Raw genomic sequence first — 15,747 nt, 5'->3', positions numbered from 1 at the left:
GATTCCTTTATTCTTCTTTTCCGATATTTATATAGTATTATTGCATATCAAATGCCAGTTAAAAGAATGAAGGAATCTCGTAACGTTTGTGATCTTAAAAGTTGCTTTCTGTGTAAATTATGTTTGCCCGAATGGTTACCCGCGCTTGAAGTTCAAAAAAAGAACTTTGAAGTAAAAAAAGGCGAGGCAATTTTCAAAGAAGGTGATCCGGTAAATGGGATTTACTTTGTGTACAGTGGAACTGTTAAGGTTCATAAAAGATGGGATAAGGAGAAGGAATTGATCATTCGCTTTGCTGGTTCAGAGGATATCATCGGCCATTTGGGGCTGGGTAAAAAACCGTTGTATCCGGTTTCAGCTACAGCATTAGAAAATACAGTGGTGTGTTACCTGGAAAGAGATTTCTTTGAAACTACGTTAAAGGTAAATACGGAATTAACCTATAAACTAATGCAGTTTTTTGCAAATGAATTGCAAGACTCTCATAGGGCAATGCGTGATCTGGCACATATGTCTGTTAAAGCGAGGATAGCGCAATCTATTCTGGCTCTGCTACATAAGTTTGGGGTTGATGAGAATGGTTTTATTGCTTTAGCGCTAAGCAGACAAGATATTGCATCGTATTCTGGAACAACATATGAAACCTTATTTAAAGTAAGTAATGATTTTATAAAAGAGAAGATAATTGAGGTCTCGGGCAGAAACATTCTGGTATTAAATGAAAAGCGGCTTTCGGAGATCATTGGAGTTAACCATTAGTAGCACTAGTGGTCGTTATTAACCAGCTTCCAGTATAAGTACCCAATCTAATGCCTCTCCGTTAGTTGGAGGTGTAAAAGTAAGCTGAGGCTTTTTGTTGATTTTAAAAGCCGAGCTAAATTCGCCATTTCTGGGATTAAACCATTTGGCTTTAAAGAATCGGTTTCCTTTCAAATGAGTTGTGTTGATAGTCAATTTACGTCCGGTAGGAGTATAAATGAAAGCATAATGCCCATCATTTGCCCGTGTGGCACTGCAATGTGCTCCGTCTTTAGGATTATCTCCTGAAATTAAGCCCTGATCGGGAATGCGATCAAGCATTGATTGGGACTGGATTAGTTTTTTTACATAGCCCATTTGTTGTGAGCCTGGCAAATCCATTGCTTCTTTCCAGTAATGCCTGGCTAAATTGATTGGTTCGCGATCGGGAGCATAGAACTGCCATATGTCGTGGCAGCCATAAGTGTGTCCAAGCGCACCGGCAAATACCTGCCAGTATGCTAATTTTCGAATGTCGTCTGCGGTTGAGAATCCGTTCTTTTTCGCATCAAAACATACAGGGTGGTCTTCGTAGAGTGGTTCTCCGTCAAGAACTGGCTTTACCGGCTTCAAATTGTAATCGTAAGAGATCTTATCATAATTACTTCCATCTCTGCAATGCCCAGTTTGGAGCATATTAAAATCCAGCCACTTATCATTATGAAACCAGGTTGATGAACCGCCATTTTCTTTTGGCTGAGGATGAAAAGTCATTAATGCCTTATCATTACCTCCAACACCTTCGGCAATACCCTCAGCTAACGAGCGCCAAATAGCTACATCTTTTTCGCCACGAGGATTGCGGTCGCCACCCAATATCCATATTATATTAGGTTGGTTCTTATACCTGTTGCCAAGAAATTTTCCATATTCCTTTGCATTTTGAACATTAAAAATTTCAGGACCTTTTCCCCAGGTGCTTTTAAAAACTTTATCACCCCATAGCGGTAACAGACCCATGTATAGATTTTTACGGGCAGCCAATTGAACAAACGCATCAACATCCTTAAAATAGTCTTCATTAAGTTCAGAAACGTTATTGTTTTCCAGAGGTTTATGTCCAAATGCATTGGGTTCATTTATACCATCCAGTTCGGCCAATATTACTGTTTGAAGCACTGTAAATCCTTTGGCTCTGCGGTTATCCATGTAGATCTCTGCGTCTTTAAGGGTTAATCTGTGTAATAGCTCCCAGGCAGTATCGCCAAGGTAGAAAAAAGGCTTTCCGTCAGCATACACAAGGAATCTGTGGTTATCTGATACACGCAATTGCTGCATTTTTACATTTTTTCGATTTATTTTTTGACTATAACCTGCTGAAATATTCATTAAAATGAGTAATAACAAGAAAGGCCAGTATATTTTTTTCATTTCCATATATTTAATCGAGTTATTGTAATCATATGAACAACTTTTGCATATATTTAATTAACTAAATATAACCAAATAATAAGAGTTAACATCCTGTTCATATTGGAACTCTACTTTTGAATATGCTTCAAGTTGGAAGAAAAGACGAGGAAATAGTTCGACAACTTAAGTTGGGCGATACTGCAGCTTACGATCTCTTATATGAGATGTATTGGAAGAAGCTATATGTCCATATATTAACCCGTATTAAAGACGAGGATGCAGCAAAGGATATCGTCCAAAATGTTTTTATCAATATTTGGGAGCGAAAAGAAACTATTGTAATTAATACGACCCTTGAACAATTTTTAATGGGGGCAGCAAAATTCCAGGTACTCAATTATTTCAGATCAGAAAAAATAGAAGAACGTGTTTTTGGTCATACTTTAAGAAAATTTGAAGATGCATCAGTTTCTATAAACGAACTATCAGACTATCTGGATCTGGAAAAGCTTATAGAGGTAGAAATAAAAGGTTTTCCGGAAAAAATGCGCCATGCATACCTGCTTAAACATGCCCATCATTCTACTTCTGAAATAGCAGAAAAACTAAACCTTGCTGAGCAGACGGTTTCAAATCATATTTGTGAAGCCATGAGAAGGATCAGGAAGAGGTTAAGTGAAAAATTCCCAGAGCGACTGATTAATTAATACAAACTTAACAATTTCTCAAAGTAGATTCGAGTGTTTGAAGTTACTAATAGGAAAGAGGCAGAAGTTTGGAATCAGAGCAGTTTAAGAAAATACTAGAACGTTATGTCAGCGGAATGGCAAGTGACGACGAAAAGCAAATCGTCGAGAATTGGTATGCTTCATACGATGATGAAGCTGCTATGCAGGAATTTTCTGAGTCTGGTAAGGAAGAAATCATTAAGGCCGAAATGGAAAATGCTCTTTTAGCTAAGAGGGACCATTTTTCAAGTAAGAAAATATCACTATTTGCACGTTATTATAAGTATGCTGCGGTACTGGCCCTAATTATACCCGCACTCTTTTTTGGTAGGAAATTTTTAAAGCCATCAAATGATTTTAAAAAGTCGGTAGAAAACGAAATCTTTAGTGTAGTTGAAACCAAAACCGGAGAATACAAAAAGATAACTCTGGCCGATCAGTCTGTTGTTCAGATGAACCCCAATACAAAGCTGCGTATACCAGCTAAGTACGTGGTGAATTCTTCAGGTGAACCAAAATATTCTGAGAGATCAATTTTTTTAGATCAAGGGGAAGCTTTTTTTGAAGTTACTAAGGATCCTAAACACCCGTTTGTGGTTTATACCAAACAAATTAAAACGCGTGTATTGGGAACTAAATTCGCCGTGAGTACCCAGCCGGCAGCTATAACCGAGGTAAGCGTTAGTGAGGGGAAAGTGGAAGTGAGCGATAGTAAAAAGGTGTTTGATCGGTTACTTCCTGGTAAACGTTTACGCTATAATTCGAAAACAAGTAAGTGGAAAACAGGTGATTTTGCTACGCGTGAGCACAATACATGGTTTGAACAGGTAACGGATCTGGATCACGCTTCATTTACGGAGCTGGCAAAGGTTATGAAAATTAATTATGGTGTAATTCTAAAAGGTAGCAGAACAGCTACTTCAAGTTACTTATATAATATACAAATACGATCTGCTCGTTCACTTGACCAGACTATGAAAATAATTTGTTCAGTACATCAAAATAAATATAGGAGGACAGGAAATGAAATAGTGATATACTAAAAATAAAAAAACCGGATCTGAAGCAGATCCGGATTGATAAATTCAACAGGAAGTAGTTTGAGACCCTCTATCTGTTGGATCTTGTAGAATCTTATTTATCAATAAAATAACAAATATATGAAAAAACATTTACTGCTTTTGCAGAAGATTATGCGTTATACACTGCTTATCTACGCCTTTATAATCGCCAGTACGCAAATATTATTTGCAGACAATTCCAGTGGTCAGGTTTTAAATAAAAGAGTCAATATTACCTTTAAAAATGAAAATCTACTTATTGCGATAGAAAAACTGCAACTGAAAAGCGGAGTCGATTTTGCCTACGACCCAGCGTACCTAAAACTTAAAAGATTCAGAACCCCGGAGAAGGATTTTAGTAATGAAAAAATAGAGGAAATTTTAAAATCTATTTTTGACGAAACAGGTCTTACTTTCCGCGAAGAGGTGAAAGGAACCATCACTTTAATTAAAAATGAAGATCCCGGTAAAATTACCGGTAAGATTGTTGACGAAAAGGGCGACCCACTCCCTGGGGCCAGCATCAAAATTCTGGAACTAAATACAGGAGTGCAGAGTAAGGTTGATGGTACTTATAGTATTAATGTTGCACCGGGTGTTTACACACTTGTAGTTAGTTTTGTGTCTTACGGCTCATCTACACAGAGCAGGGTTGTGGTAAAACCAGGAGAAACAACAACCCTAAATGTTTCACTTACTGCGCAAACAGGCACTTTAAATGAGGTATTGGTAGTTGGGTATGGCACACAGAAAAGAGAAAACCTGACAGGAGCGGTTGATCAGATCTCTTCCAAATCATTAGAGAACAGACCAGTGCCGAACCTTACTCAAGGGCTTCAGGGGCTGCTACCCAATCTGAACATCAAAATGATGGACGGAAAGCCAACGCAGTCACCCAGCTATAACATCAGGGGAACTACCTCTATTGGGCAGGGCGGAAGTGCATTGATTCTGATTGATGGTTTTGAAGGCGATCCAAGTTTGCTGAACCCAAATGATGTAGAAACGGTGTCCATTCTAAAGGATGCTGCCTCAGCAGCAATTTACGGTGCCAGGGGGGCATTTGGTGTTGTGCTTATCACTACCAAGAGGCCCGAAAAAGGGAGAACAACTGTGAACTTCTCCAGCAACTATGCTTTAAAGAACCCTTTGCAAACGCCAGACTTTGTAACTGATGGATACACCTGGGCAAAAATGTTTGCCGAAGCATTTGTAAACGGAGATGGCTCATTTCCGCAGAATGCCAATAAAACCCAGAAATTTTCTCAGGCCTACTTAGACGAGTTTAAAAGAAGATCAGAGTCTGGTCAACCTTACAATGAAGTAGAGGTGAATCCGACAACAGGTGAGTATACCTATTATGGAAATACAGACTGGTATGGCCAATTGTACAAAAAGAACACAGTGGCTACAGAAAACAATTTGTCCATCAGTGGGAGTAGTGATAAAACCTCTTTTCTGGTTTCAGGTCGTTTTTTAGGACAGGATGGGCTTTTCAGGTATAACACTGATGATTACAACATGAAAAACATCCGTGCGAAGGGGTCTGTGCAGGTATTTCCGTGGCTAACCATAGAAAATAATGCAGACTACTCGGTAATGAAGTACCATAACCCGATCAACGTAGGTGAAGGTGGAGGCATCTGGAGGAACATTGCTGATGAAGGTCACCCGACTATGCCGATGTTTAACCCCGATGGTTCAATGACTTTTACTGCTGTATATACTGTAGGAGATTTCTATTATGGAAAGAATGGTATTGATACGAAAAGACAGGTTTTTAGGAATATCACGGGATTGAGATCCAATTTCTTTAATAATAAATTTAGGGTTAATGCTGATTTTACCTTCCGTAATACCAATAATGGCATTAACCAAAAACGTGTTCAGGTACCTTACAGTAATATAAAAGGAATCACTTCTTATGTAGGTACTACTACCAATGACCTTTTGTTTGATAGAAGAGAAACACAATACCTGGCTGCAAATATCTATGGTGAGTTTGAAGATAAGTTCGGCGACGACCATTATTTAAAGTTAATGGCCGGATATAACTATGAGGAATCCACTTTCAATGCATTATCTACACAGCGAAACGGGATCATTTTTGAAGATGCTACCGATTTTAACCTGGCATTGGGACAGGCAATTACCACAGGTGGCGGTTATGAACAATGGGCAATCTTAGGTGGCTTTTCACGATTGAATTATTCCTTTAAAGATCGTTACCTGATAGAGGTAAACGCACGCTATGATGGTTCTTCTAAATTCCCTTCTGACCAGCGTTACGGATTCTTCCCTTCAATTTCAGCGGGATGGAGAGTTAATAAAGAGTCCTTTTGGAATGTTTCAGATAAGATCATCTCAGATTTAAAGGTACGTGCATCTTATGGCTCATTGGGCAATGGAAATATAAATTCGTACGAATTTCAAGAGATATTTAAAATCACTCAATCACCATTAGTACTGGGGGGTGTTAGACCACAAACCACTAAGCAGCCTGGTGTACTTCCAGACCAGATTACCTGGGAAACTTCTACCACCACCAACTTTGGTTTGGACCTGGCAATGCTATCTAACCGTTTGACTTTCAGTGGTGATGCCTATGTTAGGAAAACTACTGATATGTTTACCGTTGGTTTAACAGCACCAGCAGTTTTCGGAAACACTGTGCCAAAAGGAAACTATGCAGATTTGACTACCAGAGGATGGGAAGCCTCAATATCATGGAACGACAGGATTGGTAATGCAGATAAACCTTTTAAATATAATGTTCGCTTAACCCTATCTGATAGCAAATCGAAGATTGATAAGTACAACAACCCCACTAAATTGCTGACGGATGTAGGTAATAACGGGACCGGTAAAGAGTATTACGAAGGCCAGACAATAGGAGAGATCTGGGGTTATGAAACAGAAGGTTTCTTTATAGATCAGGCTGATATTGATGCACATGCCAAGCAAAGCCCGCAAATGCGCGCCTCACCAACCAACATCTGGTACCCTGGCGACATCAAACTGAAAGATACAAATGGTGATGGTTTTGTGAATATTGGAGACAATACTGTGGATAAACCGGGCGATAGAAGAATTATAGGGAATTCTGCTCCAAGATATTTGTATAGCATAAGCCTTGGTGCCGACTGGAACAACTTTTTTTTCTCTACATTTTTCCAGGGTGTTGGTAAGCAGCAATGGTACCCGAGTACAGAAACCGAAATGTTCTGGGGTCAGTACAACAGGCCATACAACAACATTCCTACTTTTCATGTAGGCAATATGTGGACACCTGAAAACACAAATGCCTATTTTCCAAGAACGATGTCGCGTGCGGCTTCCAATAACACCAATAGGGAGCTTGGGGTAGCGCAAACTAAATACCTGCAGAATGTTGCCTATCTACGGATGAAGAACCTTCAGATTGGTTACAATTTACCTGCAAAACTGATTTCCCGCATTGGGGCACGCTCAGCAAAAGTATTTTTCTCGGGAGAGAACCTGTTCACCTACTCGCCACTCTATAAAATAGTAAAAACAATAGACGTAGAGAATGCAGTACCCTCAGATCAGGACCTGAACCCAACAAGTACCAATGGAGATGGCTATAACTATCCTCTGATGAAAAGCTATTCATTAGGCTTAAGCTTAGGATTTTAACCTTATTGATGAACATTATAAACAGATAATCATGAAAAAACAATATATATGGATCCTGCTGTGTTGCCTTAGCTTTACAGCCTGTAAGAAGCTAGATCAGGAACCTAAGTCTACCGCGTTGAGGGAACCTGTTTTTGGTAGTGAGAGCGGATTGAAGCTCTATACCAACTCTTTTTATGCTATGAACTTTCTGCCTAAGAATTCTACCAGTCAGGATGCTGTTTCTGACTACCTGGCTGTAAAATCTGTTTCTGATTTTATAAGGCCCGGCATCTTCACTTCAACCCAGAGTTCAGAATGGACATGGACAGACCTTAGAAACATCAATTTCTTTATTGAAAATTGTAAAGACCCCGCTGTGCCTGCCGATGTTAGAAATAACTACCTGGGTATAGCCAGGTATTTCAGGGCATATTTTTATATGGAGAAAGTGAAGAGATTTGGTGATGTACCGTGGATTGGCAAACCACTGAACATCAATGACCCTGCATTATACGCCGGTCGCGATAAAAGAGAGTTGGTTATGGATTCTGTGCTGGCCGACCTTGATTTTGCCTGTGCTAACATTAAAGCAACTAACGATGCGACCCGCAGTACAGTTACCAAATGGGTGGCCTACGCTTATAAATCCAGAATCTGTCTTTTTGAAGGAACATTTAGAAAATACCATACTGAACTTGGTCTACAATCTAGTGCATCTGCGTGGCTTGAAAATGCTGTAACGACGTCTAAAGAAATCATGGATAAAGGAGGGTATTCTATCAATACGGCCGGAGGTCCGGGTATTTCCTACCGTCAGGTGTTTACCAGTACAGTCCCTGTTGCAAATGAAGTACTACAGGCTGCTGTAAGTGACCTTACTTTAAATGTATTGAATGAGGCAAACTGGTGGTGGACCAGCGGTACATATGGTGCCAAAGCAAGTTTTACCAGGACATTTATCAATACATATTTGAATCTGGATGGAACTCCATTTACCAACGACCCTGCCTATCCCACCATGCTGTTTAAGGATGAAGTGAAAAACAGGGACCTTAGATTAAAACAGACCATCCGCTCCGGAGATTATAAAAGAATAAATGGAGGAGTAGAAGTTCCGGCGCCTCCGGTATTCTCGTATACTTTTACTGGTTATCAACCGATAAAATGGACATTGGATGACATGTATTATGATGCTGGAGCACTTAATATTAACTCGATTGCATTATTTCGTTATGCTGAAGTGCTGTTAAACTACGCAGAAGCAAAAGCAGAACTTGGTACGCTTACTAATGAAGACTGGGCTGCGACTGTGGGAGTACTTAGGGCAAGAGGTGGAATAACCGGAGGATTATCAGCAAAGCCAATAATTGCGGATCCGTACCTTATAGCCAACTATTTTCCTGGAATTACTGATCCATCTATTTTGGAAATAAGACGAGAAAGAGGGATTGAGCTTAGTCTTGAAGGTCTACGCTATAGTGATCTCTTAAGATGGAAAAGAGGCCCACTTATGGATCAGGAATGGGACGGTTTTTATGTTCCTGCTCTGGTTACCCCTATGGATCTTAATGAAGATGGCATACTTGACGTAGCTTTCTATCAAGGTGCAAAGCCAAAACCTGAAGTTGCAGGAGTTACCTATGTGGACGTTTCAGCAACAATTGGTGGTAAAACAAATTCTCAGTTGCTCAAAAATGGGACTTTTGGGAAGCTAACGTGGATGAATGAAATAGTGAGGAAGTGGGATGATAAGATGTATTATTATCCGATTCCTCAGGCAGACTTACAAAAGAATCCTGCACTTGGACAGAATCCAGGCTGGTAAAGCAATTAATTAGATTATATAACAAATTAAATAAACATGAAAATAAGACAAGTCATTCTTTCTATATTTTTGGTAGTAATGAGCGTTAGCGCCTTTGCTCAAAAATTCACTATTGGATCTTTTAACATTCGTTATGATAATGCCGGAGATGAAGGTAACAGATGGTCGCAAAGGGCTCCTGTAGCTGCAAACCTCTTACGTTTTCACGAATTCGATATCTTTGGGATTCAGGAAGGATTAAAGAACCAGGTAGACGACCTAAGTAAATTGTTGCCAGAGTATGCGCATTATGGTTTAGGCCGCGATGATGGTAAGGATGCTGGCGAGCACTCTTCTATCTTTTACCGTCAGGATAAATTTAAATTACTAGATAAAGGTGATTTTTGGTTGTCTGAAACGCCTGATAAACCAGGAAAAGGATGGGATGCCACTTGCTGTAATCGTATTTGTACCTGGGTACATCTTCAGGATGTAAGCAGTGGTAAAAAATTTTACTACTTTAATGCACACTTTGATCATCAAGGTAAAGTTGCGCGTGTAGAAAGCGGAAAGCTGATTGTAAAAAAGATCAGCGAAATAGCAGGTGGTGCACCAGCAATTTTTACCGGGGATTTGAATGGTGGTCAAAAGAGCGAATGGTATTTAACATTGGCCAATTCCGGTATTTTGACTGATACCTATACGCAGGTTAAAAAACCATATGCAAACAATTCATCATTTAATGCCTGGGGTAAAAACGTAGATGGTTATGAAATTATAGACCATGTATTTGTTACCAAAGGTTTTAAAGCAGACAAATGGGGGATTCTTACCGATACTTATCATGGTAAGTTTGTTTCAGATCATTTCCCGATTCTGGTAAATGTAACATTAGTAAAATAATCTATTCACTACCAAGAGGTCATATCATTTTATAATGGTATGGCCTCTTTTTTGTTGGGTATTTTATTATGGCTAAAGACAGTACAAGCAGATTTAGTAACAGGGTTGAAGACTATGTTAAATATCGTCCAGGATACCCGATAGAGATCATCGATTTTCTTCAGTCCAAGTTTGGTTTATCTCCAGATAAAATTATCGCAGATGTTGGAGCAGGAACAGGAATTTCTGCTGAACTATTCCTTAATTCAAGATATGAGGTTTTTGCTGTTGAACCAAATATGGAGATGAGAGAGAAGGCCATTGAACTTCTTGGACATCTTCCCTCATTCCATGCAATAGATGGAACCGCTGAAAACACGAAATTAGAAACCGATAGCATTGATGCTGTGGTGGCTGGCCAGGCCTTTCATTGGTTCGATAGGGATGCTGCCCGATCTGAGTTTAGCAGAATACTAAAACCAAAGGGTTTGGTTGTTCTTATCTGGAACGAAAGAAAAACTAAATCTGCTTTTGAGGTTGCTTATGATGAACTGATAATTAAACACGGAAGCGATTATGTGAAGGTAGACCACAGAAATATTGATGAAATTAAAATCGGAGCATTCTATGCTCCCGAATCTTTTTCCTATCATCTTTTTCAGAATAAACAGGTTTTTGATTTTTATGGATTGCAGGGGAGATTATTTTCATCCTCTTATATGCCTGCTAGAGGAGAAAATGGTTATGAAGCAATGGTTACAGACTTGAAACAGCTTTTTGAGGATTATAAGGAGGATAATTCAATTACCATTAATTATGACACCAAAGTATATATAGGTAAGGTTTAATATACCAACCTAATTGATATACTATTCGAATACCGTTTGGAATACCTAAACAGTAATGCAAAGGTATTCCAACCCTGCATTCATTATCTTCCTATTGTAGGTACTACGTAGTTATTGACAGCATATGTCTTGTATTTTAAGTAATCTATAACAATGGAGAGAGTAACCTGGCCGCTTTTTCCAATAATTTCTTGTACACGGGGCGTGAATTCCAATAAACCGGATTAATTTTTAATGCATCTTTCAAATCCCTGTAAAAAATATCGCTTAATTCCGTGGCAATTGTAGCATCATATACAATCGCATTTACTTCAAAATTAAGATCGAAGCTTCTGAAATCCATATTGGCAGTGCCAACCATAGCTATCTTTTTATCTGTAACCATTGTTTTTGCATGTACAAAACCTTTCTGATATTGGTATATTTCTACACCTGCGCTTAGTAGCTCACTATAATAGGATCTGGCTGCAGAATTTACAAGTATAGAATCTGATACTCCTGGTACTAAAAGTTTAACAGAAATTCCACTTAAAGAAGCAATGATCAATCCATCCAGTAAACTCTCACCAGGAATAAAGTAAGGACTTGTAATGAGTATTTCACTGGTTGCAAGATTAATGGCCTGAATGATAGAGAACAAAATAGTTGGTGATTCGGAATCCGGTCCGCTGGCTGCGATTTGAACAATTTTATTGTCGTTTCCTGTTTGCAGAGGCTTGGGAGGAAAAAAGTCGGCATTGGGTTGTAGCAATTCATCAGCACAGAAATTCCAGTCGCATAAGAATAGGTATTGCAGATATTGTGCTCCCGGACCATCAATTCGCAGATGTGTATCACGCCAGTAAAGTTTATTTGATCCATTGTTAATATACCTGTCGCTAACATTTATGCCACCTACAAAAGCAGTAACACCATCAATTACAATTATTTTACGGTGGTTTCGGTAATTAAGGCGGTTGGCAAAAAGCATAAAATGCACTTTTAAGAAAGGAAAGGCCTCTACACCGTTCTCTACCAATCTTGGAACTAACTTTTTTCGGATGCTGCGGCTTCCGAAATCATCATAAATAAAACGAACAATAACCCCTTCTTTCGCTTTTTCAATCAAAGCTTGTTCAATTGCATGGCCTATTTCATCATCCTCATAGATATAATATTCAATATGGATATGGTGTTTTGCACTTTTAATTGCATTTAATACTTCCGGAAACTTTTGCTCACCATTGATCAGTAGTTTTAAAGCGTTTTTTGCAGTTAATGGACTCATAGAATCCTTTAATATCATAAATGCCAGCTCCTTATTGCCAAGAACAGCATTGCCATTTTCCTTAAAAGTGAGCTCTGAATACTGAAGTATTTCGTGCCTGAATTTATTTGCCAGATCATCGTTGCCATAAAGTTTTTTGCTGTACATTTTTCTGTGTCGATAATTAATGCCAAAAAAGAAATAGAAGAGCATCCCAAAAAAAGGGACAAATATGGCGAATAACAAATACGCGAGGCTTTTGGTTGTGCTTCTGGTATCGTATATAATGCGCAGACAAACAAAGATTAAAAGAACAACGTAAATGATTTCTGAAATCAGCAGCCAGTCCATAATAGTGATAAGCAATTAAAAAGAATAGATATGTAGTAAGTTAATAATTCCTGACCAATAAATAGATGAATAAATTATATTTACGGTAACAACACACAAGAACCAAACCTAAGAACCAAATTAATGAAAACACTAACTCTTTTTGCGTTATTTTCTTTTTCAATTGCTATGCATGCCAGTGCCCAATTGGAAAAAACTGCATTTCAGACTGGTAGTGCCTGGAAACCCGAAATAGATGTACGGTCCGATATTGCAATTGTTTATGGGGCAAATGATAGGCAGGGTATGACGTTTCAGGAGCGCGTAAACTCCTGGCGCGATCATGGATACCAGACTCACTTTATGACAGGAATAGCATGGGGTGAGTATCAGGACTATTTTTTAGGTAGATGGGATGGTAAAAATCATCAGGACATTGGACAGGTAGAAAGAAATGGCAATGTGATTTGGCATGGGGGAGGTGTTCCCTACATAGTGCCCGTACAGTCTTTTCTTGAATATATGAAAACGGCTATCATTAAAAAGGTAATTGATGCCGGTATAACTTCTATTTATTTGGAGGAACCGGAATTTTGGGCAAGAGCAGGATATAGCGAGGTATTTAAACAGGAATGGAAAAAGTACTATGGTTTTGACTGGCGGCCTCAACATGAGTCGGCAGAGAATACCTATTTATCAAGTAAACTAAAATACCATTTATATTATGAAGCAATTAAGGATGTTTCCTCGTATGCCAAATCGTATGGTAAAACCAAAGGGCTAGCTATAAAGGTGTACATTGCTACGCATTCATTGGTTAACTATTCATCATGGCAAATAGTTAGTCCGGAGGCGAGTTTGGCTTCTTTGCCAGGGATTGATGGATACATCGCTCAGGTTTGGACAGGGACATCCCGTGAGCCAACATATTTTGATGGACAGAAGAAAGAAAGAGTATTTGAAAATGCCTTTCTTGAATATGGTTCTATGGTTTCTATGACGGCACCTACCGGCAGAAAAATGTTCTTTCTTACAGATCCTATTGAAGATTGGCCACGCGATTGGAGTGATTATAAGCTTAATTATCAGGCCACATTTATAGCCAAGTTGCTGTATCCAATGGTTAATAACTATGAAGTAATGCCATGGCCGGAACGTATTTATACCAGGCCTTACAAGTTGGCGAACAGCAAAGAAGCGGTGTTAATTCCTAAGTATTATTCTACCCAAATGCAGGTAATGGTTAATGCATTAAACGATATGCCTTTGTCTGAAAATAAGGTTACAGGTAAGAATGGTATTGGTGTTTTGATGGGCAATAGTCTAATGTTTCAACGCTTTCCTGATCATAAGGGGTATGACGATCCGCAGTTCTCTAATTTCTACGGACAAACATTGCCATTGTTAAAAAATGGGGTGCCAGTACAAACGGTCCATATGGAGAATCTTTCGTTTAAAGGAACGCTTAAAGACATCAAGGTATTAATAGTTAGTTATTCAAACATGAAGCCTGTTTCGGCTGAAGTACATAAATATATTGCAGATTGGGTTAAAAGTGGTGGTGTTCTGTTTTATTGCGGACGCGATGACGATCCATACCAGTCCGTTATGGAATGGTGGAACACAAAAGGCAATGGGTTTAAAACCCCTTCAGATCATTTGTTTAGCTTAATGAACGCAAAGCCGATAGAGAATAAAAAAGTATCGGTAGGCAAAGGGGCAATCTATTTAATTAAACAAAATCCTAAAGAGTTTGTGTTAAATGCGAATTCAGTAAATACCTATCTGGATCTTGTTAAACATGCTTATGAGTTTGATGCTAAAGCAGGGCAGCTATCCTTTAAAAACAATCTTTATTTGCAAAGAGGGCCATATGATATTGTTTCTGTAATGGATGAATCTGCAAGTAATGAGCCATATAAAATTAAAGGCCCTGTTATTGACCTTTTTGATCCAAATCTTCCGGTGCTTTCAGAGAAGGTGATTAAACCTGGGGAGCAAGCTCTTTTATACAATGTACTACGTATAAAAGATAAAACCAAGCCTATGGTTTTAGCTACGGCATCAAGAATATACGATGAAGTCAGAAATGGAAGAGCATATTCATTTGTATGTAAAAGCCCTGCAAAAACGGTTAACAGTATTCGCGTTTTACTTCCGTCTAAACCCACAAAGAGTACTGTTTTAAACAACAATGGTGAGGAAATAGCTGTAGTGGGTACCTCATGGGATGAAAGCTCAAATACACTTTATCTGGGTTTTGATAATAGCCCGGATGGGATAAAAGTAAACCTTGCCTGGTAACTGGCAATTAACAACGCAAATATTTCAAACAACCTGCGATATGCATTGTTGTTAAAATAAAAAAATCATGATCACTCCAGAAAACAACATACCTCTTGATGATTCTGAAAATTCAGAAGCAGAGGATCAGCAAAGTCAAAAAGACATTCATTCAAATGGTCTGGATGATACCTTTGAAGAAGAGAAAATAGAACAACCGGAAATAGAATTATTCGAGCAAGCCTCTAAGGCTTCTGAAGCATCTTATACTTTAGAGCCTGAAAAGGGAATAGCGCCGAAAAAGGAAGGTAAATGAAGAACGTTTTAATTCTACTTGTTGTTCTTACCTGTAGCTCAATTGTTGGTAAGGGGCAGGTAGCATCTGTTAATTCTATAGTGAAGGGGGCGGAAAAAAGCTATCATGCAGGCGAATACGGCAGTACATTAATCAAACTGGAACAGGCACAAAAAAATGCAGGAAAAATAACCCCGGCTATTTTGTATTGGCGGATTTTGTCACAAAAAGCATTATTGCCCGGAGTTAAGGATGCAGCATTTTACACCAATATGAAGAAGTTTGAAGAGCTGGAAATGCTAAGGGAAAATTGTAGTATTTACTTGAAAAGTTATGGAAAATTGCCAGCTTTTAGTGAACAATCTGATAAAGTAGATCAGGTGCAGCGGAGTTTGAAAGGTTATCCAGTAGCAAAAGTGGAGTTTGACGAGATTATGCACCTGCAGAATGCGGGAAAGTCAAATCATTAACAGATAGAGG

Annotated in this window: 12 protein-coding genes; 10 read left to right on the top strand and 2 right to left on the bottom strand. The window is 38.8% G+C overall.

The annotated features are described in order from the left end of the window. Positions 1 to 759, top strand: a 759-nt coding sequence (locus tag AC6CH7_RS25185; RefSeq protein WP_498265344.1) for a Crp/Fnr family transcriptional regulator, incomplete at its 5' end; no start/stop codon positions are given. A gap of 18 nt (positions 760 to 777) precedes the next feature. Here AC6CH7_RS25185 and AC6CH7_RS25180 read toward each other — a convergent pair. Then, positions 778 to 2,169: a glycoside hydrolase family 140 protein gene (locus AC6CH7_RS25180; protein WP_498265343.1), complete on the bottom strand. Its 1,392-nt coding sequence runs from the start codon at positions 2,167 to 2,169 to the stop codon at positions 778 to 780. A gap of 122 nt (positions 2,170 to 2,291) precedes the next feature. On the opposite strand from AC6CH7_RS25180, the gene AC6CH7_RS25175 reads away from it, so the two are divergent. The 6 genes from AC6CH7_RS25175 to AC6CH7_RS25150 all read left to right on the top strand — a co-directional run bounded on the left by AC6CH7_RS25175 (position 2,292) and on the right by AC6CH7_RS25150 (position 11,113). Beyond that, positions 2,292 to 2,858 carry an RNA polymerase sigma factor gene (locus AC6CH7_RS25175; RefSeq protein WP_498265342.1) on the top strand — a complete coding sequence of 189 codons (567 nt, stop codon included), beginning with the start codon at positions 2,292 to 2,294 and terminating at the stop codon, positions 2,856 to 2,858. 68 nt (positions 2,859 to 2,926) lie between these two features. After that, positions 2,927 to 3,922: a FecR family protein gene (locus AC6CH7_RS25170; protein ID WP_498265341.1), complete on the top strand. Its 996-nt coding sequence runs from the start codon at positions 2,927 to 2,929 to the stop codon at positions 3,920 to 3,922. A 117-nt stretch (positions 3,923 to 4,039) separates the two neighbouring features. Further along, positions 4,040 to 7,597: a SusC/RagA family TonB-linked outer membrane protein gene (locus tag AC6CH7_RS25165; RefSeq protein ID WP_498265340.1), complete on the top strand. Its 3,558-nt coding sequence runs from the start codon at positions 4,040 to 4,042 to the stop codon at positions 7,595 to 7,597. Between the two features lie 31 nt (positions 7,598 to 7,628). Next, entirely contained in the window at positions 7,629 to 9,404 is a 1,776-nt protein-coding gene (locus tag AC6CH7_RS25160; RefSeq protein ID WP_498265339.1) for a RagB/SusD family nutrient uptake outer membrane protein, read from the top strand. Positions 9,405 to 9,440: 36 nt separating this feature from the next. After that, entirely contained in the window at positions 9,441 to 10,286 is an 846-nt protein-coding gene (locus AC6CH7_RS25155) for an endonuclease/exonuclease/phosphatase family protein (protein WP_498265338.1), read from the top strand. Between the two features lie 68 nt (positions 10,287 to 10,354). Beyond that, positions 10,355 to 11,113, top strand: coding sequence for a class I SAM-dependent methyltransferase (locus tag AC6CH7_RS25150; protein WP_498265337.1), 759 nt, complete (start codon positions 10,355 to 10,357; stop codon positions 11,111 to 11,113). A 145-nt stretch (positions 11,114 to 11,258) separates the two neighbouring features. On the opposite strand, the gene cls is transcribed toward AC6CH7_RS25150, so the two are convergent. After that, positions 11,259 to 12,710: a cardiolipin synthase gene (cls, locus tag AC6CH7_RS25145; protein ID WP_498265336.1), complete on the bottom strand. Its 1,452-nt coding sequence runs from the start codon at positions 12,708 to 12,710 to the stop codon at positions 11,259 to 11,261. 123 nt (positions 12,711 to 12,833) lie between these two features. Between cls and AC6CH7_RS25140 the strand changes: the two genes are divergently transcribed. The 3 genes from AC6CH7_RS25140 (at position 12,834) to AC6CH7_RS25130 (ending at position 15,737) form a co-directional block, all read left to right on the top strand. Continuing rightward, positions 12,834 to 14,993, top strand: a complete 2,160-nt coding sequence (locus AC6CH7_RS25140) for a hypothetical protein (RefSeq protein ID WP_498265335.1) — start codon at positions 12,834 to 12,836, stop codon at positions 14,991 to 14,993. A gap of 67 nt (positions 14,994 to 15,060) precedes the next feature. Beyond that, the gene (locus AC6CH7_RS25135) at positions 15,061 to 15,288 is read left to right on the top strand and encodes a hypothetical protein (RefSeq protein ID WP_048906088.1); all 228 of its coding nucleotides are present in this window, start codon (positions 15,061 to 15,063) and stop codon (positions 15,286 to 15,288) included. Next, positions 15,285 to 15,737 (top strand): hypothetical protein, encoded by a 453-nt coding sequence (locus AC6CH7_RS25130; RefSeq protein WP_498265334.1) that lies wholly within the window; start codon positions 15,285 to 15,287, stop codon positions 15,735 to 15,737. The genes AC6CH7_RS25135 and AC6CH7_RS25130 overlap by 4 nt, the downstream gene beginning before the upstream one ends. Positions 15,738 to 15,747: the final 10 nt, after the last annotated feature.

Source organism: Pedobacter sp. GQ55, from assembly GCF_059758925.1.
The sequence above is the reverse complement of the archived record's forward strand: the minus strand, read 5'-3'. Positions and strand labels throughout refer to the sequence as shown.